19 protein-coding genes and 2 pseudogenes are annotated in these 22,757 nt (G+C 71.3%); 6 read left to right on the top strand and 15 right to left on the bottom strand.

Features of this window, described 5'->3' with window-relative positions:
* Positions 1–25: 25 nt before the first annotated feature.
* The 8 genes and pseudogenes from LPA41_RS43055 to LPA41_RS25595 form a co-directional block, all read right to left on the bottom strand.
* On the bottom strand, positions 26–901 hold the full coding sequence (locus LPA41_RS43055) for an NAD(P)-dependent oxidoreductase (protein WP_229073335.1): 876 nt from the start codon (positions 899–901) through the stop codon (positions 26–28).
* A 269-nt stretch (positions 902–1,170) separates the two neighbouring features.
* Entirely contained in the window at positions 1,171–1,878 is a 708-nt protein-coding gene (locus LPA41_RS25625; RefSeq protein ID WP_229073334.1) for a TetR/AcrR family transcriptional regulator, read from the bottom strand.
* Between the two features lie 62 nt (positions 1,879–1,940).
* Entirely contained in the window at positions 1,941–3,203 is a 1,263-nt protein-coding gene (locus LPA41_RS25620; protein ID WP_229073333.1) for an amidohydrolase family protein, read from the bottom strand.
* A gap of 112 nt (positions 3,204–3,315) precedes the next feature.
* A complete protein-coding gene (locus LPA41_RS25615; protein ID WP_229073332.1) occupies positions 3,316–4,077 on the bottom strand; it encodes a carbon-nitrogen hydrolase family protein in 762 nt (253 codons plus the stop codon).
* 40 nt (positions 4,078–4,117) lie between these two features.
* Positions 4,118–6,097: pseudogene (locus LPA41_RS25610) on the bottom strand (ABC transporter ATP-binding protein).
* 72 nt (positions 6,098–6,169) lie between these two features.
* A complete protein-coding gene (locus LPA41_RS25605) occupies positions 6,170–6,739 on the bottom strand; it encodes a hypothetical protein (RefSeq protein WP_229073331.1) in 570 nt (189 codons plus the stop codon).
* Positions 6,740–6,808: 69 nt separating this feature from the next.
* Positions 6,809–7,024: pseudogene (locus LPA41_RS25600) on the bottom strand (TrmH family RNA methyltransferase); the annotation flags it as partial.
* A gap of 80 nt (positions 7,025–7,104) precedes the next feature.
* Positions 7,105–7,608, bottom strand: a complete 504-nt coding sequence (locus tag LPA41_RS25595; RefSeq protein WP_229073330.1) for a cupin domain-containing protein — start codon at positions 7,606–7,608, stop codon at positions 7,105–7,107.
* Positions 7,609–7,695: 87 nt separating this feature from the next.
* On the opposite strand from LPA41_RS25595, the gene LPA41_RS25590 reads away from it, so the two are divergent.
* Positions 7,696–8,250 carry a hypothetical protein gene (locus LPA41_RS25590; RefSeq protein WP_229073329.1) on the top strand — a complete coding sequence of 185 codons (555 nt, stop codon included), beginning with the start codon at positions 7,696–7,698 and terminating at the stop codon, positions 8,248–8,250.
* Positions 8,251–8,385: 135 nt separating this feature from the next.
* On the opposite strand, the gene LPA41_RS25585 is transcribed toward LPA41_RS25590, so the two are convergent.
* The 4 genes from LPA41_RS25585 to LPA41_RS25570 form a co-directional block, all read right to left on the bottom strand.
* Positions 8,386–9,006 (bottom strand): hypothetical protein, encoded by a 621-nt coding sequence (locus LPA41_RS25585; protein WP_229073328.1) that lies wholly within the window; start codon positions 9,004–9,006, stop codon positions 8,386–8,388.
* 46 nt (positions 9,007–9,052) lie between these two features.
* A complete protein-coding gene (locus tag LPA41_RS25580) occupies positions 9,053–10,408 on the bottom strand; it encodes a glutamate decarboxylase (protein ID WP_229073327.1) in 1,356 nt (451 codons plus the stop codon).
* On the bottom strand, positions 10,405–11,079 hold the full coding sequence (locus tag LPA41_RS25575; protein ID WP_229073326.1) for a YrhK family protein: 675 nt from the start codon (positions 11,077–11,079) through the stop codon (positions 10,405–10,407). The genes LPA41_RS25580 and LPA41_RS25575 overlap by 4 nt, the downstream gene beginning before the upstream one ends.
* A 166-nt stretch (positions 11,080–11,245) precedes the next feature.
* Positions 11,246–11,665: a DUF6069 family protein gene (locus tag LPA41_RS25570; RefSeq protein ID WP_229073325.1), complete on the bottom strand. Its 420-nt coding sequence runs from the start codon at positions 11,663–11,665 to the stop codon at positions 11,246–11,248.
* A 118-nt stretch (positions 11,666–11,783) separates the two neighbouring features.
* On the opposite strand from LPA41_RS25570, the gene LPA41_RS25565 reads away from it, so the two are divergent.
* The 3 genes from LPA41_RS25565 (at position 11,784) to LPA41_RS25555 (ending at position 14,020) form a co-directional block, all read left to right on the top strand.
* Positions 11,784–12,299 (top strand): MarR family winged helix-turn-helix transcriptional regulator, encoded by a 516-nt coding sequence (locus tag LPA41_RS25565; RefSeq protein ID WP_229073324.1) that lies wholly within the window; start codon positions 11,784–11,786, stop codon positions 12,297–12,299.
* Between the two features lie 322 nt (positions 12,300–12,621).
* On the top strand, positions 12,622–12,924 hold the full coding sequence (locus LPA41_RS25560) for a hypothetical protein (RefSeq protein WP_229073323.1): 303 nt from the start codon (positions 12,622–12,624) through the stop codon (positions 12,922–12,924).
* 79 nt (positions 12,925–13,003) lie between these two features.
* A complete protein-coding gene (locus LPA41_RS25555; protein WP_229073322.1) occupies positions 13,004–14,020 on the top strand; it encodes an LLM class flavin-dependent oxidoreductase in 1,017 nt (338 codons plus the stop codon).
* Positions 14,021–14,109: 89 nt separating this feature from the next.
* Here the strand turns inward: LPA41_RS25555 and LPA41_RS25550 are convergent, their stop codons facing one another.
* Positions 14,110–15,180, bottom strand: coding sequence for an MsnO8 family LLM class oxidoreductase (locus tag LPA41_RS25550; protein ID WP_229073321.1), 1,071 nt, complete (start codon positions 15,178–15,180; stop codon positions 14,110–14,112).
* 182 nt (positions 15,181–15,362) lie between these two features.
* Here LPA41_RS25550 and LPA41_RS25545 point away from each other — a divergent pair, with 182 nt between their 5' ends.
* A complete protein-coding gene (locus LPA41_RS25545; RefSeq protein ID WP_229073320.1) occupies positions 15,363–18,902 on the top strand; it encodes a TIR domain-containing protein in 3,540 nt (1,179 codons plus the stop codon).
* Positions 18,903–18,927: 25 nt separating this feature from the next.
* On the opposite strand, the gene LPA41_RS25540 is transcribed toward LPA41_RS25545, so the two are convergent.
* Entirely contained in the window at positions 18,928–21,240 is a 2,313-nt protein-coding gene (locus LPA41_RS25540; protein WP_229073319.1) for a bifunctional diguanylate cyclase/phosphodiesterase, read from the bottom strand.
* 110 nt (positions 21,241–21,350) lie between these two features.
* Positions 21,351–21,629: a hypothetical protein gene (locus LPA41_RS25535; RefSeq protein WP_229073318.1), complete on the bottom strand. Its 279-nt coding sequence runs from the start codon at positions 21,627–21,629 to the stop codon at positions 21,351–21,353.
* 91 nt (positions 21,630–21,720) lie between these two features.
* On the opposite strand from LPA41_RS25535, the gene LPA41_RS25530 reads away from it, so the two are divergent.
* A complete protein-coding gene (locus LPA41_RS25530) occupies positions 21,721–22,518 on the top strand; it encodes an aminotransferase class IV (protein ID WP_229073317.1) in 798 nt (265 codons plus the stop codon).
* The last annotated feature ends 239 nt before the right edge of the window (positions 22,519–22,757 follow it).

The following is a 22,757-nucleotide window of genomic DNA, read 5'->3' as shown; positions in this document are numbered from 1 at the left end:
GGCCACATGGCCTCCTGAAACGCGATCACCGGTCGGGACCGGCGGCCGCCCGGGCTTCGAGCGCCCGCACCACCGCGGCCATGTCCTCGCCGCCGTGACCGGCCCGCTCCGTCTCCGCGAAGAGCTCCCGGCAGACCGTCAGCAGGGGTGATGCGCTACCGGCCCGTTCGGCGGCCTCGACGATCAGCCGGTTGTTGTAGAACACGTCCCGGACCGCCGCCTGCACCACGAAATCACGGTCGCGCAACTTGCGCCCCTTGATCCCGGACACGGCGCTGGCCATCGGCCCGGCCTCCAGGGCGGCGAGCAGCGTCCCCTGGTCGAGGCCGTGCCGGTCGGCGAAGTGGAACGCCTCGGCCAGCCCGGTCACCATGCTGATCAGGAACGTGTTGACGGCCAGCTTCATCAGCAGCGCCCCCGGTACCGCGCCGCACCGCACGATCTCCTTGCACATCGGCCGCAGCAGCGCCTCGATCCCCGGGTCGCCGCTGGCGATCATCACCACCAGGTCGCCGGTCTCCGCCGGGCCGCGCGACCCGGAGACCGGAGCTTCGACGTACGCCCCACCGGCGGCCGTCACCTCGGCGGCGAGCCCCGCCGAGTACGCCGGCGCGGTCGTGCCCATGTGCACCAGCGTCCGGCCGGCCACCAGCCGGGCGAAGGCGTCCGTTCCGCGCTGCAGCACGCCGTCCATGACGGTGTCGTCGGCCAGCATCAGGATGACGGTCTCGGCTTCGGCGAAGACCTCGGCGGGGTCGGCGGCCACCAGCGCCCCGGCCGCGCGCAGCGGCTCAGCCCGCTCCGGGGTGCGGTTCCAGACGATCAGCCCGGCGCCGGCGCGGGCGAGATTGAGCGCCATCGGCTGGCCCATCACACCGAGCCCGATAAATCCCACGGTCACGCCTCGACGTTACGACCGGGCCACGCCCAGGCAAGCAGCCAATTCCGGACTCCTGGCCTGTTACGGCGGGAACACCCGCCTGGCGGACCTGCACGTGTCGACCGCGGCTCCGCTGACCACGCAACCGCGCAGCGTCGCCCTGAACCGGTCGCGGCGCAACGACCGCATCGCCGCTCTGATGGCCTTGAAGGCGACGGCGTCGAGCTGATCTTCGGTCATCCGCTGCGGCGGTCCGTCCTCCTGCCGGAAGCGGCAGGAGGGGTTTGCCGTCAGTCCGCTGACGGCTCCGGCTCGGGCACCGCGACGGTGGAGATGCCGGCGATCATCGCGGTGAACATCCAGGACAGGCGCTGGGCTCCGGTGCCGGAGAACAGCTCGTGCCGGGCGCGGGCGATGTTGGGGCAGTCGCCGTCGGCGGCCTCGTTCAAGGCTTCGACGAACGCGTCCTGCTCCGCCTGCGCCTCGGTTGCCTCGCGGCGCACGCCGTGCTCCGCGGCGGTGGCGGTGCCGTGTTGCAGGAGCAGGTCGACACCCCACGCCGCCTGCGCCACCGGCACCCCGCCGGCGTGCAGCAGGCCGAGCAGCGTGTCGATCAGCCGCACGTAGCGCGGGCCCGAGGGGCGCAGCGCCAGGATCGACCGGGCCAGGCCGGGCTGGTCGAGGAGCACCTGCGTGTAGGCCGTGAGCAGCCCGATCAGCTCCTCGCGCCAGCGCACGCCTGCTGCATCCGGATCGGGCAGGGTGAGGTCGGCGAGCAGTTCGTCGAGGATCGCGCCGTGCAACTCGGCCATGTTCTGCACGTAGACGTAGAGCGACGCCGGGCCGGTGTCGAGTTCGGTGGCCAGCCGGCGCATCGTCACCCGATCCAAGCCCTCGTCCTTCATGATCTGCAATGCCACGGTGACGGCGCCCGCACGGCTCAGTGGCGGCTTGGCCGGGCGGTCACGACGGCTTACCGGGACACGACGAAGACTCATAACGCGATCGTACCGAACACGTTCGTCCGTACCAGCATGGGCGGGTCGTCCGCAGGGCCCGATCAGCGCTCGGTGGTGATGCCGTCCAGGACGACGCGGGTGCCGCGGCGCCAGACCGCACGGATGTTGAGTGTGTCGCCGATGGTGGTGGTCGGGTCGCCGTCGACGAGCATCAGGTCCGCGCGCAGGCCGGCGGCGACGCGGCCGCGGTCGTCGAGGCGGAACCGCCGGGCCGGGGTGCTGGTGGCCGCGCGCAGGGCCTGGACGGGGGTGAGCCCAGCCCGTACGAGATATTGCATCTCGTGGTGGACGCTCGCGCCGTGGGCCACACCGCCGAGGAAGGGCAGGGCCACCGATGCGTCGGTGCCGACCAGGATGTCGACACCGGCGTCGTGCAGGGACTTCACGGAGACGAGCACGTCGGTGAGGCTGCCCTGCGGGTAATGGCCGAAGCTCGAACGCAGGGTCGACATCCAGTCGTCGGGCAGCCGGGAGGCCACGCGGGGATCGGCGGCGAGCTCGCCGCCGGTGATGCCCATCATCGAGGCGTTGAGGACCACGCACGGTACGACGAACGCGCCCGAGCCGGCGACCAAGGCGATGATCTCGTCAGTAGGCGGCCGGTCCATGAACAGGTGCGCCAGTCCGCCGATGCCGGCCTCGATCGCCATCCGGGTGGCGTCGACGGTCAGCGCGTGAGCGACGGTGAGCATGTCGTGCCGCCTGGCCGCCGCGACGCCCGCGTCAAGGGTCGCCTGGTCCAGCATGGGCAGCCCGGGGTGCCCCTCGACGCTGCCGTCGTCGACCATGAACTTGATGTAGTCCGAGCCGGTCCCGACCAGCTGCGGGATGAACGCCACCGCCTGTTCCGGGGTGGTGGCGAACGGCATCACCGGCGGCGGGCCGGCCGGGCGCGCTCCCGGCGGCGGGGTCGCGCCGGGCGGCGGGCCGGGACGGAAATCCTTGGGGAACAGTTCGCTGGGGTGCCCGCCGGGCGGGGTGATCCCGAACCCGGAGGAGCGCACGTCGGCGACCATGTCGTTCTCGGTGATGTGAGCCCGGTTGTGCCGGGTATTGGTGCCCTGCATCTCCAGTTCGGTCGTCACCCCGAACTGGAGCGCCAGCGCCAGGTTCGCCGGGTTGGTGTGCACGTGCGCGTCGATCAGGCCGGGTAGCAGCGTCGCGCCCTTCGCGTCGACGATCGCCGCGTCGCCCGGCAGCTCACCGCCCACCGCGGTGATCCGGTCGCCGTCCAGCAGCACGGTCGTGGCATCGAGCACCTCGGCCCCGTCGAAGATTCGTGCGTTGATGATGGCAGTTGTCATGGTGATTCACCTTTCGTCATGCGTGAAATGACGCTGATCGCCGACGGCTGCTTGACGAACGCGTTCGTCAAGAACGTACAACAGCCGAAACAGGTCGCAACGAACGCGTTCGTCAACGCGGGGGTGCCGGTGCGGGAATGTCGGCGACCACCATGCCGGTGGTCAGCAGCGGCACTTGGGCCACGATGTCGCCCTGCGGCGAGATGACGCTGGTCGGGCCGTACGCGATCCGGTCGTTGCGGGTTCCGGTGACGTCGGAGGACACCAGCCACATGCCGGTTTCGCGGGCTCGTTCGGCGCGAATGCTGTGATGCAGGTCCTTGAACCGGGTCGCGACCGGCCGCCGCATCATGTTCTGCGCCGCGACCAGTAGCAGCGTCGCTCCCTGCGCCGCGACCCGAGCCGCCGGTTCGGAGAACTGAGTGTCCGAGCAGATGTTGATGCCGTAGCGCACGCCGTGCAGCACGAAGGTCGGGTAGTCCTCGCCCGGGGTGAAGACCGTCTCGCCGGGCATGAGCCGGGTCTTGCGGTAGCTGCCGACGAGCCGGCCGTGGTCGGTGACGACGGCGGTGTTGAAGTAGTGGCCGTTGTCGGCCTCGATGACACCGAAGACCAGGGTCGGTTCGACCGGCGCGAGACGGCGCAACACCGCGGCGAACTCCGGAGAGCGCAGCCTGAGTGCGTACCGGTGAATGTGCTCTTCGTCGGTGAGGTAGCCCTGAAGGAAGCATTCCGGGAAAAGCAGCAGGTTCGTACCGTATCCGGCGCCTTGAGCTGCTGACTGCTGGATGCAGTCGAGCGCCGCGTCGGGATTACCAAGAATCTCCGGCGTCTGGCAGGCGCCCACGCGGAGCACGTCGACAGGGGCGGTCATGCCGGAAGGGGCAACCACGCCGACGCCGGGCCCGGGCGCCTCACTGTTCGTCCGCCGGACGCACCGAGGCAGCGGCGGGCGGTGCGGCCTGGTATCCGGAGGCCTGCAAGGTGAACAGCGACTCGTACACGCCTCCGGCTCTCATCAGGTGCTGGTGGGTGCCGGCCTCGATGAGCCTGCCGTGCTCGAGGACCAGGATCTGGTCGGCATGGGTGATGTTGGCGAGCCGGTGGGTGATCAGGATCGTGGTTTTCTTGCCCTGCCGGTCCCGCAAGGCCTGGAACAGGGCGTGCTCGGCGCGCGGGTCGAGCGCGGAGGACGGCTCGTCCATGATGAGCAGGTCACCGTCGGCGAGGAACGCGCGGGCGGCGGCTACTCGTTGCCACTGACCGCCGGACAGGTCCGAGCCGTTCTTGAACGTCTTGTCGAGCAGCGTGTCGTAGCCGGCCGGCAGCTCCAGGATCATGTCGTGTGCGGCAGCCCGGCGCGCCGCCGCTTCGATCCGGGCCGGATCGGCCTCGGCGTCGATGTCGCCCATCGCGATGTTCGTCGACGCGCTGAACGGCCAATGATGATGGTCCTGCATGGCGACCGCGATCCGGCGGCGCAGCTCGTCGATGTCGTAGTCGGCGTAGGGCCGCCCGTTCCAAAGCAGGGTGCCGCCGGTCGGGGCGCGGAGCCCGGCGATCATCGCGGCCAGGGTCGACTTGCCGGAGCCGTTCTCCCCGACCAGGGCGATCGTCTCCCCCGGCCGGATCGTCACCGTGACCTGATCCACTGCCGGCCGGTCCCGGTCGGGGTACTGCAGGCTCACGCCTCGCACGGTCAGTTCGGCCAGCTCCTGCGTACCGAGCCGGCCGGCCGCAGCGCCGTCACCGGCCGCCGGGGTGGGCAGGTACTCGGCCGCGGTGGACCGGAATCGCACGTACTCGTTGAAGAACTGACCGCTGGTGTAGACGCGATCCACCTGGAAGGTCACCGTGGACAGGGAGCTGCGGGCGGCCTGCACCGCGATGATGCACGTCGTCGCGGCGGCGAGCGGAATCCTGCCGTTGAGCAGCAGCACACCGAGCAGCACGTACACGCCCGCCAAGGCGATACCACCGACGGCGGCGCCGATGCTCGTGGTCGTGGTAACCCGCCGCGCCACCCGGAGCTCCTCGGCGATCTGCGCGCCCATCACCTTGTCGTACAGCCCCAGCAGGAACGGCCGCAGACCGTAGGAGCGCAGTTCGGCCGCCGAGTCACGCTCGGCCATCAGCCGCTGCAACACCCACTGCCAGCGCCGCCGGGTCGAACTGGCCAGCTAACTCCCGAACTTGACGTGCCCGGCGCGCAGCGCCGCGTACCCGGTCGGCACGGTCGCCACCAGCAACGCCACCAGCAGCAACGGATGAATGGTCACCACGGCCACGACGACGGCCAGTAGGCTGACCAGCCCCGCGAACAGGTTCATCACGGTCTGCACCAGCTCGATCGCGGCCTCCGTGCCCCGGGTGGCGCGCTCCATGCCCTCGGCGAACTGGTCGTCGTCGAAGGCCCTGAGCTCGACCGCGGTGGTGTCGGCGAACAGCTCCTTCTCCACGTCGAGCAACACCCGCGGGGTCAGCCCGTTGAGCGCGTAGCCGACCACCATGCCGAGAGCGCCTCGGATCGCGGTGACCACGGCAAGCCATGCCAGGGCGGGCAGCGCGGCCCGTACCCGATCCGGGGTCGGCCCGGCAGCGAACAACTCGATCAAGATTCGCTGGGTCGCCAGCAGACCGAAGGCCGCCATCGAGCCGGCGCCCACCGTCGCGACCGCCACCAGCAGCGTGCGCACCCGGTCCGCGCGCCACGCCACCCGCACCGCCTTGCTGATCAAACCCGGGAGTTCGGCGAAGACCCCCAGCACACCGGCATCCGCCCGGGCCCGCAGACCGGTCTCCCACCAGGTGCGCCGGAACTCCGGGAGGACAGCCTCCGCGGCGCTCCCGGAACTCGGTGATGAGGGAGGAGGAAGTTGTGGAGTCACCCTCATATCGGTACCCGCCTCCGCCGCCGGTGAGCTGTCCCGGACACGACGGAGTACGCCTGACCGGGGCAACCCGGGTCAGTCGCTGTCGGAGCCGCCCGAGTCAGCGCCACCGCTGTCCGCGAACTCGGCCCCGTCGGTCTCCTCCGGCGGTCCGGCCACCCGGCGGCGCTGCGCCCGTGCCTTCTCCTCGAAGGGAACCGAGACCATCAAGCTCGCCATGCAGGCCAGGGTGAGGGCCACCGCCGAGAAGAACACGGCGACCCACGGAGGATTGTCGGGGTTCCCGTCGAAGGCGGCGAACAGCATGAAGGCCGGGGGCACTCCGATGATCCACGTACCGCAGACCACGGGCAGCGCGATGGCCTGATGGAACTCCGCGTAGCTGGAGCCGGGCCCGGGCCACACCACCGCGATCAAGGCGATCGCCTGACAGAGCAGGCAGGACAGCAGCACGACGCCGTAGTCGGCGATCGAGGACGGACGCGACCAGAAGTGCACCACCGCGACGACCGCGATGATCAGGGTGCCCAGATTGCCTGCCAGCACGAGGATCGCACGGGACCACAGGAGGTCGCGTACGGCTTCCCAGAACGAGGGATCGGTGATCCATCGCAGGCGGCGGTGGTACCGGATGTTGTCGAACATGTGCCCCCCGCATGTCGATAGGGCCTGGCCCTCCATTGTGTCCGAACCGAGCAACACCGGGCGGCAGCGCTATGGGCGGGCGGCGGCCCGCTGGCGTGCCGATTCGTACAGCACCACCGCTGCGGCGGTTGCCGCGTTCAGGGAGCTGGCGGACCCGGACATGGGGATGCGGACGAGCCGGTCGCATGCCTCGTGCAGCGAGCCGGTGCTGGCCCGGAGCGCTTTCGGGTCGTACACATCGGCGGCGTGACCGGTGATGATGACGCCGGAGGCACCGAAGGCGTCCCCCACTGCTGGAACCGCGCATTGCGGCCACTCACTCGCAGAACCACTGCCGTCACCGACCCCCTCCGAGTCCCATCGGCCTAAGTAATCAGTCCGAACCGTTCGACGACTCCCGGCAGCCACTCCGGCTCGCCGAACTGCAGGCCGTAGCGTTCCGCGAGATCGCCGCCCTGTCCGATCGCCGCCGGTCCGGCCGCGATCAGCTCCGCCACCTCACGGAAGAAGTGCTCGAATCCCGCCGGACTGATGATTTCGATCATCCGGGCGGGGACCGCGCCGGCATTCCACATCGCGTGCAGCTCGCCGCGCGGCTTGGCGATGTAGCCGCCCGGACCGAGCACCACCTCTCGGTCCCCCGACCGGAACCCGATCTCGCCCTCGGTGACGATCGAGTACTCGTCCTCCCGGGTGTGCAGGTGCGGCGCCACCAGGGCACCGACCGGGAACGGATGCTCGACGACGGCGAAGGCGCCGCCGGTGTCCGCACCCCACAGTTTGAAGTGCACGCCGATGTCGCCGAGGTCACCGACCCGCCCGCCGCCCGGCTGCACCACGGTCGACCGCGGCGGCTCCGATGTCGTCATGCGACGTGCTTACCGCAACCGGGGAGCCGCCGGCCAGCGAATTCCGCGCAGTTCTACGGCGGCTACCGGCTGAGGTCGCAGAAGCACATGGCTGCGGCTGCCGGGTACCTCCTCGCAGCGATCGGTTACATCTGCGGCATCGGCTCGTTCGCCATCGACAGCGGCCCGTACAACGTCGTTGTCGGAATGTACGTGCTGGTCTGGGCGCTCGGGATCGGACATGTCCTGATCCTTCAGCGGCAGGTGACAAAGCACGCCGAGACCGCGCCGCCGCCGGTGCCTTCGGCCGCACCGGGTAACGCCATGGCGCTGGCTCAGGCGGCCGCGCGTGCGCAACGCCGCCGGGAGGCTCAGGAACTCGTCCTGCAGAATCCGGTCGCCGCGCTCGAGCTGAAGGTCGGCCGGCCCGACATTGCGCACCGGCAGTACGACGACGGCGGCCTGGTCGACGTGAACCACGTCCCCGCCGAGTGGCTGGTGCGGGGCCTCGAGATCACGCCGGAGCAGGCCGCGCAGATCGTGGCCGTCAGGGAGCAGCGCGCCGGTTTCCTGGTGCCCGACGAGGTCCTGGTCCACTGTCCGCTGATCCTCCCCGCCCGGTTCGAGCTGATCCGTGACAGGGTCGCGGTCCTGCCCTTCTGAGCTGGTCGGCGCCTGGCGTCCACGCTTCGGGGCTCGGACGACGGACGCTGAGACTCAGTGACCGGGACCGAGCAGCATCCCGGTTCGTCCGGACTCGTGGGCGCCGCCCCTCTTCTCCAACCCGTCGCCGACTTCTCAACCCCGTCGCCTGCGGCGCACCACGGCGGCCAGGCCACCGGCACACAGAGCCAGCAGAACAATCGCGAGGCCCAAACCCGCAGCCGTACGGTGGAAGCCGTCACGTGCCGACCTGGGCGCCCGGCACTGGTCCGGCGGATCGTCGTGGGTGAGAGCGCACGCCATGAGCGATGCCCCGGCTGCTCCGTACTCGTCTGCGAGGGCGCGCCTGAAGTCCTGCCATTGATGGCGCGTCTCGACGATCGCACCCGCCACGGCCGCCGCGAAGTTGCGTCCTACCTGGCCGCGCGGTGTGGCCGCGCCCGTAGCCACCCCGCTCCGGGGGTCGACGAGCCCGTTGTCCTTGTTCAGCGCCGCGTGGGTGATACGGCGTTCACACGATCCGGTCCCGGGCACCCGGTCGGAGAGCACGAAACAGCCGGTGGTCAGGCCGGGCGGCTTGGCCGGCGCTGCGGTGCCTCGCAGGTCGAGGACCGGGCTCGGCCCCGGCAGACCCAGATGGTCCACCGACCGCGGGTCGAAGCAGTCACCGTCCGCTGTCCGCGCGGCGTAGCAGGCCACCGCGGCACGGGTGATCTGCTCGTGTTCCCGGTGCTGGCCGGCACCGTCGATGGTCACGAATCCGGCGGCAGGGCCGCCCTCGTGGGTGATCCCGTCGTCTCCGTCAGTGACCGGGACCGAGGAGCATCCTGGTTCGTTCGGATTCGTGGGCGCCGCCCTTCTTCGCCAGCGTGGCGCAGGCCTCCTCGATGTCGCGAGCGAGGGTGTCGACGTGTTCGCGGCTCATCGTCTCCTTCACCAGGGCGCGCATGATCGTGACGTGCTGGGCGTTCGGTGGGAGGGTGTAGGCGGGCACCATCCAGCCGCGCTCCGCGGACAGTTGCCAGGCGATGTCGAATTCGTCGTACCCGTTGTCGGCGGCCAGCCGGAACGCCACCAGGGGAAGCTGTTCATCGTCCGGGCCGATCAGTTCGAATCTGCCCATCGCCGCCAGTTTCTCGCTCAGGACGCGGGCGTTGGCCTGCATGTTCTTCATGATGTACGCGTAACCGGCGCGACCGTAGCGGACCAGGTTGTAGTACTGCGCGAGCACCATGGCGGAACCGGTGGAGAAGTTCAGGGTGAATGTCGAATCCGTCTTGCCGAGGTAGTTCTCCTGGAAGACGAGTTCGTCCGCCAGATCGGCCGTCTCGCGGAAGATCAGCCAGCCGATGCCGGGGTAGACGAGGCCGAACTTGTGACCGGACACGTTTATCGAGCGGACCTGTTCGAGACGGAAGTCCCACGCGGAGTCGGGATACAGGAAGGGCCACACGAAACCGCCACTCGCGGCGTCCACGTGCAGCGGTACGTCCAGGCCGCGTTCGCTCTTGATGCGGAGCAGCAAGGCGTTGATGCCGGCGATGTCGTCCTTGTGCCCGGTGAACGTCGTCCCCAGCACCGCGGCGACCCCGATGGTGTTCTCGTCGATGTGCGGTTCGACGTCCTCCGGGCCGATCGTGTACTTGCCCGGCCGCAGCGGCACGATGCGGGGCTCGACGTCGAAGTAGCGGCAGAACTTCTCCCACACCACGTGGACGTCACCGCCGAACACGAGGTTCGGCGTCGCCGCCGGCGAGCCGCCCCGGCGCTTGCGCCAATTCCATTTCAGGGACAGACCGCCCAGCATGATGGCTTCGGACGAGCCTTGGGTACGCGCACCCGTCGTCCGGCCCGGCGCATGGAAGAGATCGGCCAGCATGCGGATGCACCGCTGCTCGATCTCGGCGGTGCGCGGGTACTCCGCGTGGTCGATGAAGTTGCGGTGCAGGTTGCCGGCGATGATGCGTTGCGCCTCCGGCTCCATCCAGGTCGTGACGAAGGTGGCCAGGTTGCGGGCCGGGTCGCCTTCGAGGGCGAGGTCTTCGGAGACGAGACGGAAGGCGTCCTGGGCGGTCATCCCGTCCGCCGGGAACTCACGGGTCGGCACCTCGTGGGTGGCGAACCGGTTGCCGAACAGTTCGGCGTCGGTGCTGGTCATGTGGACTCCTTCGGCGCTTTCGGGACGGACGTGCGGCGACGCGGCGTGCGGCGGCGCCCGGTTGGGGCGGGGAGCATCAGAGCGGCTCCGAGCAGGAAGCACAGGGCGCCCAGCAGCGTGCCGGCGAGGTCCACCCGGATGTCGAGCACGTCGCCGGTGCCCGGCAGGACGAAGCCGGCGACGGCCGCGGCCATGAAGAGAACGCATCCGGTCAGGTTCAGCCAGGCGATCCACCGGGGCCGGAGCCGGTGACCGCTGCCGAGGGCGAGGACACCGAACACGCTTGATGCGATGAACAGGGTCGAGCCGAACACGTCCGGCCGCCAGACGTGCTCGTCCTGCTGCCGGACCGTGAGGTTCTGCGCGAGAGCGGCAAGCGTGCTGACGTTGAACAGGATCGTGCCGGCGAACTGGGTGATCGCGGCCAGCCAGTTCCGGTCGCGTGGCAGCAGCCGCCAGGTCACGAGCGTCTCCGTTGCCGGCGGCGTCTGCGCCTGCACGAGTTGCAGGTACGACGCCGCGGTGAAGAAGATCGACCCGAGGAAGTACGTCGACGACTGCGCGGTGACACCGACCGCGTCCGCGTAGGCCGGCACCGACCCGGCCACGAAGCACGACGAGCCCACGATGAACAGGCCCGCGATCGCGGCGTCAAGTCGGGTCGGGCGCATCCGCACGGTGTTCCTCCATCGGCCGGGAACCCAGCGTCGCCGGTGCCCGGCCGCCCCGGTTCATCCCCGGGGAATGAACCGGGGCCGCCCCGAGGTCAGGCCCGGTACGACCGAGCGGTGCGCGTGGCGGGCCACCGGATCGGTTCGGGCGGCCCGCCACGCGGCGTCATGCGGCGCGGGAGCTGCGCCGGAACAGCGGGATGAGGGCGACCGCCACGGCCAGGTGCATCGCGGCCAGCGCGAGGCGCGTCCCGGTGGTCGCCTCGGAGGTGAGCACCGGGAGGAACGAGAGGGCGGTGACGACGCCCGCGATGACCGTCCAGATCGTCGCGCCACGGGCGGAGCGCTCCAGCAGGGCCAGCAGCCCCCAGCCGAGGAGCCCGGCCAGCACCGTGGCGACGACGACCGGGACGAGGCCGACGGGCATGACGCCCTGCCCCTGGTCGACCTCCATCGGCGCACCGGCGGCAGTGGCGACGATCCAGATCAGGGCGGCCGCCACCAGGGCGATGCCGATGGCGATCACACGCGTACGGATTTTCGAGTTACCGACGACAGTGCTGGTGGTGCGGGTTGTGGTGTCCATGATGGAACCGTATCAGAACGTTCTTAAAATTATCGTTCCGAAGTTAACCAATCCTGGAGGGAGGCGAAGTAGTTGCGTACGAGAAAGTCCCGTCCCGCATCATTGGTAGACTTCGGCCATGACGACCAGTCGGAGTACGGCACCCGCCCGTGACGGCCTGATGCCCGACGGCACACCCGACGTCATGTTCCTGCTCTCCTGGGTCAACCACGCTCTCGCGCTGGAGACCGCGGCCGGCCTCGCCGGGCTCGGCATCAGCACCCGCGCCTACTGCGTGCTCTACAAGGGCCTGACCGGCGAGTTCACGCAGAGCCAGCTGGGCGACATGTGCGGCATCGACAAGACGACGATGGTCGTCACGGTCGACGAGCTGGAGCGTCTCGGTCTCGCCGAGCGCCGGCTCTCCCGGACCGACCGGCGGGCCCGGATCGTGGCGGTCACGCCGGCCGGCGAGGAGATCGCCGCGCGGGCCACCACGATCGTCCAGCGCATCCAGCAGGAGGTCCTGTCCACGGTGCCGGCACCCGACCGGGACGCCTTCGTCCGGGTGCTGAGTCAGCTGGTCGAGGGCCGGCTCGCCAGCTTCGTGCAGTGCGGCCCGTCGGTCCGCCGCCGGGCCGTCAAAGCAGGCTGACCGGTCCCGGCCGCCGGGCCAGCTCACCGAAGCCTCCGCGGGCGCCGCACCCCATCGCCATCCAGCCGATGCCGCCCGCGCGTCAACCCCGCGTCCCTGGCCCTGGCCCGGTGGCGCCGGACACGCCGCCAGTGTCGAGATGTTGATCTGCTGGCGCTACGAAATCGCTGTGATCAAGGGGTTAGAACCGCGATTTCGCATCGCTAGCAGATCAACACCGCCACGCGCACCCACCGCAGCCCACCCCGGCTCCTCCTCCAGGGACCGCAACACAGCCGCAGGCTGGTGCCGGCCGGCGTACTCAGTACCGTCACACCGGCCGGTGCCGGCGCAGCCAGGCGGCCTGCCTGCCGTCGACCAGCGGGTACAACCGGGTACGTCCCTAACTTCTCCGAGTTCGCCCGCGCCGACGACAACCACGGGCCGTGGACGGTGCTGGACGACGCGCACCCGGGCGACCACCAGCACCTCGTACCGTTCGCAGATCAGCTCGGTCTTCCAGCACCCCGGCAAGAAAGACCTGTACATCGCGCTCGCCGACTACGTGTGGCTGCCGATCCGCTTCGACGGCGACCGGCCGGTCATCGACTGGCACGACGAATGGCGCATCGAGGACTACGACTGACGCGTGCGCCAGCTCCCGCCGGGGTGTGTTCTCACGCACCGGCGGGAACGATCACTCCCGGCCCGGTGTTGCTCCGGGAATGACTGGTACTTCTCTGGCCGACCTGCGGCTCTCGATCCTGGATCTCGCTCCCATCGCTCCCGGCGAGACCGTGGCGCAGGCCTTCGCGAACTCCGTCGCCCTCGCACAGACGGCCGAGAGGTACGGCTACGAGCGGGTCTGGTACGCCGAACATCACAACATGGCCCGGATCGCCTCCAGTGCGACAAGTCTGCTGATCGGGCACGTCGCCGGGCACACCTCGACGATCCGCCTCGGTGCCGGCGGGATCATGCTGCCCAACCACTCGCCGCTGGTGATCGCCGAGCAGTTCGGCACGCTCGCCTCCCTCTACCCGGACCGCATCGACCTGGGCCTGGGCCGGGCGCCTGGAAGTGATCAGGCCACCATGCGGGCGATGCGCCGGGACCCGATGTCGGCGGAGTCCTTCCCGCAGGACGTTCTCGAACTGCAGGGCTACCTCAGCGGCGAGTCCCGGATCGAGGGCGTCCAGGCCACGCCCGGCGCCGGGACGAACGTGCCGTTGTACATCCTCGGCTCGTCGATGTTCGGGGCCCGGCTCGCCGCCGCGTACGGCCTGCCCTACGCGTTCGCCTCGCACTTCTCCCCCGGCCTGCTCCACGAGGCCGTCACGTTCTACCGCCGGGAGTTCACCCCGTCGGCGCAGCTGTCGAAGCCGTACGTCATCGCGGGCGTGAACGTGGTGGCCGCCGCATCGCCGGAGGCCGCCCGGGAACGGTTCGAGACCACTCGCCGCACCCTGGTACGCGGCCTGATCACCCGCTCCCCCGGCGCGCCGGACTACAGCGACGCGGAGATCGACGCCTTCCTGACGACGCCGAACGGCCGTCAGCTCGCCTCGATGCTGACGTACACGGCGGTGGGCACCCCGGACGAGGTGAACGCGTACCTCACCGACTTCGCCGCGCAGGCCCAGGCCGACGAGCTGATCATCGCGCACCAGGCGACGCGGATCGCGGACCGGCTCGAGTCGGTGGCGCTGACCGCCGAGGCCGTGCTCGGCGTGGCGGCCTGACCGCCGGGGCCGCACTCGGTATGGCCCCGGCTTTGACGCCGGGGCCGTGCTCGGCGTGGCGGCGCCGGGGCCGTGCTCGGCGTGGCGGCCTAGGGACGGCCGAACAGGGCGGCCAGGCTCGCGTCCGACGCGGCCAGGGCGGCCCGGTCGAAGGTGCTGCCGGCGGTGACCAGTTCGGCGGCACCGGTGCGGTCCAGCAGTTCGGCGAGCCGGCGTTCCACCTGCGCCGCCGTGCCGGTGATCGCGGCGGCGGCGGTGCGGTCCAGATATTGCTGCTGACGCGGGGTACGGGCGGCGGCGCGGGCCACGGCCACCGGTTCCAGGGGCGGGAACTCCCCGGTGGTCCGGCTCCGGGCCATCGCCCTCGCCTCCGGCAGGATGAGGTCGGCCGCCTCCGCCGCCGTGTCGGCGATCAGCACGTCGAGGCTGATCGCCACCCGCGGCTCCGGCTGCTCGGCCGACGGCCGGAAGCCGCGCCGGTACCCGGCGAGCGCCGCCAGCCCGGGCTCCGGGTCGCTGCCCACCCCCAGCAGGGGCCCGCCGACGATCACCGGGAGCCCGAGCTCGGCGGCGATCCGCAGTCCGCTGCCGGTGGCGAGCACATACAGCGGCACCGGGCCGTCGGGCTGCGGATGCAGGGTGACCTCCGCCGTGCCGCCGAGGAACGCGCGCAACTCGGCGAGGTCGGCGGCAAAGGCCCGGTCGGCGGCTGCGGCATGGTCGGCGGCCTCGTCGCGGCCCCCAGCTGAATCGCTGCCGGCGGCTGATTCGCGGCCGGCTGCCGGGCCGGGGTCGTTCTGTCGCAGTGCCCGGCGCACCGGGGCGGTGAAGCCGGGTGACCGGCCCAGCCCCAGGTCCACCCGGCCCGGGGCGAAGGCGGACAGGGTGGCGAACTGCTCGGCGACGACCAGCGGCTGGTGGTGCGGCAGCATCACGCCGGCCGAACCCAGCCGGATGCTCGTCGTCGCACCGGCGACGGCGGCCAGCAGCACGGCCGGGGCGGCGCCCGCGATCCCCGGCACCCCGTGGTGCTCGGCGACCCAGAACCGGTCGTACCCGAGCCGTTCGACGTGCTGCGCCCGCTCGACGGTCCCCCGCAGCGCCGCCGCCTCCGTCTCGCCGGTGCGGATACGGGACCGGTCCAGCAGCGAGAGTCGCAACTCGGCGTTGATCACAACAGTGCGAGCGCGTACGCCGGCGCGCTTGTTCCCCGCCACGCGGCGGCGCGGACCACACCGCCGGACGCCCGGCTCGGGATCTCTGTGGCCACCGCTCTTCTCCTGAGCGGCCCCGGCATGGACAATCGGTCGCCGCCGATCAATTCGACCACGGGGACCGGGCCATGCCGTTCGATGGGTTCATCTCGTACAGCCACGCCGCTGACGGGCGCCTCGCGCCTGCCGTGCAGCGTGGCCTGCACCGGCTCGCGAGGCCGTGGCACCGGCGCCGCGCGTTGTGGATCTTCCGGGATCAGACCGGGCTGGCGGTCACGCCGGGGCTGTGGTCGTCGATCCAGACCGCGCTGGACGGTTCACAGCATTTCGTGCTCCTCGCCTCGCCGGAGGCGGCACGCTCGCCGTGGGTGAACAAGGAGATCGAGCACTGGGTGGCCACGAAGTCACCGCAGCAGATCCTGCCGGTGCTGACCGACGGCGAGTGGCGCTGGGACGCCGCGGCCGGCGACTTCACCGCCGACTCCACGGCGGTGCCGGACGCCCTGCGCGGGGTTTTCGTCGAGGAACCGCTCTACCTGGACCTGCGGTGGGCCCGTGACGACCTGCACCTGAGCCTGCGGCACGCCCGCTTCCGGGATGCGATCGCGCAGCTGGCAGCGCCGATGCACGGTGTCAGCAAGGACGAGCTGGAGGGCGAGGACGTACGCCAGCATCGGCGGGCCCGCCGGCTGTGGTCGGCGGCGACCGCGACGCTGGTGGTGCTGGCGCTGGTGGCCTCGCTGACCGGGGTCCTGGCGATGCGCAACGCCGGGCGGGCCAACGCCTCGGCGGTGGAGGCGCGGCGGCAGCAGCAGATCGCCTCCGAACAGCGCGGCAGCGCGGAGCGGGCCACCCAGGAGTCGCGCCGGCAGCAGGGCAACGCCCAGGTGCAGGAGGATCGGGCGCGGGCCGCCGCGGCGGAGACCCGCCGGCAGGAGCGGCTGGCCCGGGAGCAGCGCGAACTGGCCGACCAGGCCGCGGCGGAGGCCGCCCTGCAGCAGGCGAACGCGGGGCGGGAGCAGGACAACGCCCGCCACCAGCAGGGGAACGCCCGGCGATCCGCCGAGGAGGCCCGCCGGCAGCAGGAGAACGCCCGGCGCCATCAGGAGGACGCCCGCCGCGAGAAGGAGGACGCCCGCCGCTCGGCCGAAGACGCCCGGCGATCCGCCGAGAACGCCCGGCGGGAGAAGGAGAACGCCCGCCGGCAGCAGGAGGACGCCCGCCGTTCCGCCGAGGACGCCAGGCGGGCGAAGGAGGACGCGCGCCGGGAGAGCGAGAACGCGAAGCGCGAGAAGGAGAACGCGCGGGAACAGCAGGAGCGGGCCCGGGAGTACGAGCAGGAGGCCCGGCGGCAACAGGAGGTCGCGGACCAGGCCGAGGACCGGGCGCGGCAGCAGGAGAAGCTCGCCGAGCACCACCAGGAGCTGGCCGAGCAGGCGACCGAGGAACGGCGGCGGCAGGAGAGGATCGCCCGGGAGCAGGAACAGCTGGCCCGGGAGGCGGCCGAGGAGGCCCGCCGGCAGCGCGAGGAGGCGGCCCTGCAGCGGCGGATCGCGATCAACCAGCGGCTGGTGGACCGCGCCCGCGCCATGATCGAGTTCGATCCGCGGAAGGCCCTCATGCTGGGCGTGGCAGCGCAACGGCTGCACCCCGACGAGCGTACGCGTGACCAGCTCAGCCATCTCGTCATGTCGACGAACTACGCCGGCGCCCTCACCGGCGTCACACATGTCGCCGCCGTGGGGAACGGGGTGCTGGCCACCGCCGACGTCGGCGGCACGGTGTCGCTGTGGGACGTCTCCCGCCCGGCGCAGCCGGTCCGGCTCACCGGCGTGCCGGCCGGCGGGTCCACCGCGAAGACGCTGACGACCGGGCCGGACGGGCGGACCCTCGCCGTCACGGACGGGCAGTCGCCGGCGGTGCTGTGGGACGTGCGCGACCCGGCGCACCCGGTGCGGCTGACGGAGCTGCCCGACGCCGCCGGGATCGTCACGGTGTCGTTCAGCCCGGACGGGCGCACCGTCGCCACGAGCAACCGCGACAAGAACACCACGCTGTGGGATATGCCGCCCGGTGAGGCGCCGGCCGCGCTCGCCACGGTGCCGGCACATTCGCTGACGTTCAGCCCGGACGGGAAGATCGCGGTGACCGGCGGCGCGACGGCCGCCGTGTGGGACCTGGCCGATCGGACCCGGCCGGTCCAGCTCGCCACGATCGCCAACGCCCGGGCCGACGGGATCGTCGTGTTCAACCCGAGACTGCCGGTGGTGGCGATCGAGGAGAAGGACCGCCTGATGGCCCCGTACGACATGCGCGTCCCGGCCAAGCCCAAACGCGGCACCGCGCTGGACTCGGCGACCGGGGACGCCGCGCTCACCCGGATGGCGTTCACCTCGGACGGCAACACGCTGGCCCTCAGCGACTCCAGCGGGACCACGCGGCTGCGGAACCTGACGCTCGGCGCGATACCGGGGCAGACGGCGCTGCTGGGCCGCGTCGGCACCCTGACCGGCCGCGACGGCCCCATCCGGTCGATGGCGCTCAGCCCCGACGGGAAGATGCTGTTCACCGCCGGCGAGCGGAAGGCGGCGACCCTCTGGAAGACCAGGGGTGCGTTCGCCCGGGACGTCGTGGCCGCGCTCCCCCGCCCCGACCCGGCCGACGTGGTGGGCGTCCGGTTCGGGCCGGACGGCCGCACCGTGATGGCCGCCGACGCGCCGGGCACGGCGGTGACCTGGGACCTGGCCGATCCGGCGGGTCCCGTCCAGGGTGCGCCCCGGCCCCTGCACACCGACTGGATCACGCTGATGGACCTCAGCGAGGACGGACGCACCCTGGCCCTCGCCGGGTTGAACGGGCTCGTGACGCTGGTGGACATGACCACGCCGGCCGAGCCCAGGCTGCTGGCCACGATGACGGACGACAAGAAGAGGAGCGTGTACGCGCTCAAGCTCAGTCCCGACGGGCAGACCCTGGCGGTAGCCCGGGTGGGCAGCCCGACAATCCTGTTCGACCTGGCCGACCGGACACGGCCGACGCCGGTCGCCGAGGTCACCGAGCGCGGCAACGTGAGTTCGATCGCGTTCAGCTCGGACGGGCGCACCATGGGCATCTCGTCCGGCTACAACGTGACACTGTGGGACCTGGCCGACCGGTCCGCCCCGGTGCGTCACGGTGAGCTGTCGATGGGCACCAACACGTTGACGATGGCGTTCAGCCCGGACGGCGGCACCATGGCCGTCGGCGCCGGTTACGACGGCACGGTGACCCTGTGGGACATCGCCGACCTGGCGCAGCCGCACCGGCTCGGCTCGCTGCGAGGCTCCGACAACGGGTCGAGCTGGCTGGGTTTCAGCCCGGACGGGCGCATCCTGGCGACCGGCGGGATCAGTGAGGCCCGGCTGTGGGAGGTCACCGACCCCAGCACCCCGGTCCGCGTGGCCACGCTGGCGCACGCCCAGCTCCGCACCCGCGACCTGGCGTTCAGCCCGGACGGCCGCACCCTGGCCGCCGCCGGCAGCCGATCCGTGACGCTGTGGGACTACTCGGTGCCGGCGGAGCTCCTCGCCGACCCCGACGGACATGCCTGCTCGATCACCGGACGCGGCCTCACCGAGGAGGAATGGAACCGCTACATCCCCGAACTCCCCCACGAGAGCACCTGCTGACCGCCGGCACCGCAGGCCCCGGCGGTCACACCGGGACCGCCGCGGTGGTGCGGGCCGTGCTGTCGAGCAGGGCGTCGACCTGCTCGGCGGGCAACGGGCGGGCGAAGTGGAAGCCCTGCGCCTTGGGGCAGCCGAGGTCGCGCAGCACCCGGGCCTGCTCGGCGGACTCGACGCCCTCGGCCACGGTGCCCAGTTGCAGGGCGTTGCCCAGGTCCACGGCCGCGCGCGTGATCGCCACCTGCCGCGGCGTCGGGTCGGCGGACAGGGTGAGCGAGCGGTCGAGCTTGAGCACGTCGATCGGGAGTTCCTGGAGGTACGCCAGGGAGGAGTAACCGGTGCCGAAGTCGTCGATGGCGATCCGGATGCCGTGCGACCGCAGCTCGTGCAGGGCTCCCACGATCGCCGTGGAGATCTCGCCGCTGGTGTCGATCAGCATGCTCTCGGTGATCTCCAGGGTCAGGGCGGTGCCCGGGAGCGCGCAGTCGCGCAGCACGGTGAGCACCTCGTCGGAGAAGCCGGGCTCGGTCAGCTGGCGGACCGAGACGTTCACCGTGACACCGACACCGTGCCGCAGGTACCAGGGGCGGACCTGGGCGCAGGCGGTGCGCAACGCGAACCGGCCGAGCTCGATGATGAGGCCGCTCTGCTCGGCGACCGGGATGAACTCCACGGGCGAGACCGGGCTGCCGCCGGGCGGGGTGAAGCGCATCAGCGCCTCCAGGGCGGTGACCCGGCCGGTGGCGAGCTCGACGATCGGCTGATAGTGCAGGGCGAGGCCGTCGCCGGCCAGCGCGCGGGTGAGTCCCTGACTGATCTCGGTACGCCGCAGCCAGCCGTCCCGCAGACCCGGGTGGAACCGGACCGCGGCGCCGCTGCACTCCTTCTTCGCCGCGTACAGCGCCAGGTCGGCGTCGCGCATCAGGTCCGCCGGGGTGGAACCGTCGAGAGCGGCGTGACCGAGCCGGCCGACGGACGTCAGCTCCAGGCCGTGGATCAGGTGCGGCCGGCCGAGGGCGGCGATCAGGCGGGCGGCCAGGTCGTCGGCGCCGGCACCCCGGGCCGGGTCGAGGACGGCGAACTCGTCGCCGCCCAGACGGGCGACGATCGCGTCGGGCGCGGTCGCGGTCAGCCGCTGGGCGGTGCCGATCAGGACGGCGTCGCCGACCGGGTGGCCGTGGCGGTCGTTGATCTCCTTGAACCCGGTGAGGTCGATCAGGAACACGGTGCCGCGGCGGCTGACGTCGGCGAGCGCGTCGGTCAGCACACGGCGGTTGGCCAGCCCGGTGAGGGGGTCGTGGCCGGCCTGGTGGGCCAGCTTCACCCGCAGCTCGTGCTCGGACTGCAGGGCCCGGCGCATCTCGGCGGTGCGCTGCTGCGCCACGCTCGTCAGCATGCCGAGGCGGACGATGAGCAGGGCGGCGACGGCGACCATCAGCAGCATCGGCAGCACCGAACCGGTCATCGACAACGGCGAGTAATCCCCGCTGAGCACCGCACCGAGAACGGTCGTGGCCGGGTAGACCAGGATCAACCCGAGGAAGGTGCCCAGGCGCAGCCGGGAGACGGCCGCGGTGTCGTCCGGCTCCTGCGTGCCGGTCTCGGGTTCCGGCCGGCGGTCGCGGTAGAGCCCGGCCGCGCCGATGAAGACGCTGCCGATGATCCACCCGGCGTTCTGCCACGCGTCCACCGGTCCGCTCGGGGCGAGCAGCGTGACCCCGTACACCAGATCCGCCGTGAGCTGCACCAGCATGCCCGTCGTCATCAGCGCGATGGCGCCGGTCAGGCGCCCGCCGAGCAGGATCCGCACCAGGATGGCCATGCGCAGCACTTCGAGGCTCTCGTAGGTCAGGAAGACCGTGATGCCCCACGAGTCCAGCCGGCCGGACGCCACGTACGGCGCGGCGATCAGGTGCCAGGTGCCGAACGCCAGGCCGAGGACCACGGCGAAGCTGTCGATCGTGCCCGCCCGGGACCTGGCGCGTGGCCGGGGGCCGACGGCCAGGGCGGCGATGAACAGGATCAGCGCGGCCAGGTAGAGCAGGTCGTTGACGTCCCCGAACGGGATCAGCCCGCGCGAGCCGTCGAAACGGATGCGCCAGTAGCCCTGCGCTGCCGCGTACATGAGCTGGCCCGCGGCGAGCAGCCACCAGAACAGCGGGCGCGCCGGGCGATGGCGGACGACCCCGAGGACGACGGCCAGCCCGGCCGACGCCTGCACCGCCGTGGCGCCCCAGGTCGCCCACCACTGGTGGCTGGCGGCGAAGCACGCGGTCGCCGCCGTACCGACCAGGATGTAAAGCGCCCACGGCGTGCGGAGGGCACGCAACTGCCGCGCCATCAATCCTCCCGGGATAGGTGTCCGTCCCAGTGAAGGCGGCGCCGGTTGCCCGCAGGGTGCCGATCAGGTGCGGCCGGGTTGCACGTCGGCGAGGTTCCGCGGTGCGGATGTCACTCGCGGGCGGCCTTCTCCTTCTGGTACGACCGGAACAGCAGCAGCGCGAACACCGCCACGAGGACCAGGACCGCCGTCATGAGCAGCGCGAACACGCCGTTGCCGTGCTTGTCCCGGACCATCAGCGCACCACTGATCAGGAAGTAGGCGCCAATCAGCCCACCGGCCACGGTGAAGCCCCAGCTGCTGTTCAGCGGCTTGCGCGGGGCTGGTTCCGGCGCGGCCCCGGTGCGGCCGTCCTGCGGTTCACGAGCGTCTTCGTTGATCGGGTTCACGCACCCAGTATCGGTCATCGAGATCGGTGGACGAGGAATGCGCCGGTGCCGCCGGGCATGATGAGCGGGACAGAGTGACCGAGGGGGCGCGATGCAGATCGACGGCAGGGCGGCGACCGCTGAGGAAGTGGCTTCGCTGGCCCTCTACAACTACGGGCACTTCACGTCGATGACCGTGGAGCGGGGCGCGGTGCGCGGGCTGCCGCTGCACCTGGAGCGGCTGGTCGCGGACTGCCGGACACTGTTCGGCGCCGACCTGGACACCGGCGCGGTGCGACAGTCCATCCGGAGCGCCGTCGACGAGGCCGCGGCGGCGGTCTGCGTCGTACGCGTCACCGTCTTCGCCCCCGACCTGGACCTGGCCCGCCCGGCAGCGGGTGGGACGCCGCACATGCTGGTGGTCAGCCGGGCCGCGCCGGAGCACGCGCTGCCCGCCCTGCGCCTCGCGTCCGTGCGCTACCAGCGCGAACTCGCGGAAGTCAAGCACACCGGCCTGTTCGGCGCCGTCTGGCACCGGCGCGCCGTGCAACTCGCCGGAGCCGACGACGTGGTGTTCGTCGATGCGCAGGGCCGGATCTCCGAGGGTGCCACCTGGAACATCGGCTTCTCCGACGGCCGGCGGGTCCGGTGGCCGGCCGGCTCCTGCCTGCCCGGGGTGACGATGCGGCTGCTGACCGACGCCCTGACGGACGCCGGCATCGCCTGCGACACCGCCCCGCTCACGCTGGACCGGGACTCGCTCGGCGACCAGGTGTTCGCGTTCACGACTAACGCGGTCGCCGGTGTCCGGGCCGTGCGCTCGATCGACGGGATGACGTTCACGCCGGACCATCCGATGCTGGAGACGCTGAGCACGGCGTACCGGTCCATCCCCGGCGACAGGGTGTGATCGGCGGTGACCGCGTCACGCTGCGTTGGCCCGCGTGGCGTCGTCGGCCCGCCTGGCATTGTCGGCCCGGGTGGCGTTGGCCCGGCCCGGGTGGCGTTGGTCCGGGTGGCGTTGTTGATCTGCTAGTGTCCTGCGCCACAAATTCGCCTGATAAGTGGTGTAGCGTGGTGAGATGCCAAGGACTGGGCGCCCTGTCGCACCGTTGACGCTGTCAGACGAGGAACGCGCGACGTTGCTGC

Source organism: Actinoplanes sp. DH11 (genome assembly GCF_020873875.1).
In the GTDB taxonomy this organism is placed as follows: domain Bacteria; phylum Actinomycetota; class Actinomycetes; order Mycobacteriales; family Micromonosporaceae; genus Actinoplanes.
This window is presented reverse-complemented; position numbering and strand designations above follow the sequence as displayed.

Excerpts from the sequence above, each read along its gene's own strand:
- LPA41_RS25625 (WP_229073334.1), bottom strand. The coding sequence starts at position 1,878 with ATGAGTCTTCGTCGTGTCCCGGTAAGCCGTCGTGACCGCCCGGCCAAG.
- LPA41_RS25620 (WP_229073333.1), bottom strand. The coding sequence starts at position 3,203 with ATGACAACTGCCATCATCAACGCACGAATCTTCGACGGGGCCGAGGTG.
- LPA41_RS25615 (WP_229073332.1), bottom strand. The coding sequence starts at position 4,077 with ATGACCGCCCCTGTCGACGTGCTCCGCGTGGGCGCCTGCCAGACGCCG.
- LPA41_RS25605 (WP_229073331.1), bottom strand. The coding sequence starts at position 6,739 with ATGTTCGACAACATCCGGTACCACCGCCGCCTGCGATGGATCACCGAT.
- LPA41_RS25595 (WP_229073330.1), bottom strand. The coding sequence starts at position 7,608 with ATGACGACATCGGAGCCGCCGCGGTCGACCGTGGTGCAGCCGGGCGGC.
- LPA41_RS25590 (WP_229073329.1), top strand. The coding sequence starts at position 7,696 with ATGGCTGCGGCTGCCGGGTACCTCCTCGCAGCGATCGGTTACATCTGC.
- LPA41_RS25580 (WP_229073327.1), bottom strand. The coding sequence starts at position 10,408 with ATGACCAGCACCGACGCCGAACTGTTCGGCAACCGGTTCGCCACCCAC.
- LPA41_RS25575 (WP_229073326.1), bottom strand. The coding sequence starts at position 11,079 with ATGCGCCCGACCCGACTTGACGCCGCGATCGCGGGCCTGTTCATCGTG.
- LPA41_RS25570 (WP_229073325.1), bottom strand. The coding sequence starts at position 11,665 with ATGGACACCACAACCCGCACCACCAGCACTGTCGTCGGTAACTCGAAA.
- LPA41_RS25565 (WP_229073324.1), top strand. The coding sequence starts at position 11,784 with ATGACGACCAGTCGGAGTACGGCACCCGCCCGTGACGGCCTGATGCCC.
- LPA41_RS25555 (WP_229073322.1), top strand. The coding sequence starts at position 13,004 with ATGACTGGTACTTCTCTGGCCGACCTGCGGCTCTCGATCCTGGATCTC.
- LPA41_RS25545 (WP_229073320.1), top strand. The coding sequence starts at position 15,363 with ATGCCGTTCGATGGGTTCATCTCGTACAGCCACGCCGCTGACGGGCGC.
- LPA41_RS25540 (WP_229073319.1), bottom strand. The coding sequence starts at position 21,240 with ATGGCGCGGCAGTTGCGTGCCCTCCGCACGCCGTGGGCGCTTTACATC.
- LPA41_RS25530 (WP_229073317.1), top strand. The coding sequence starts at position 21,721 with ATGCAGATCGACGGCAGGGCGGCGACCGCTGAGGAAGTGGCTTCGCTG.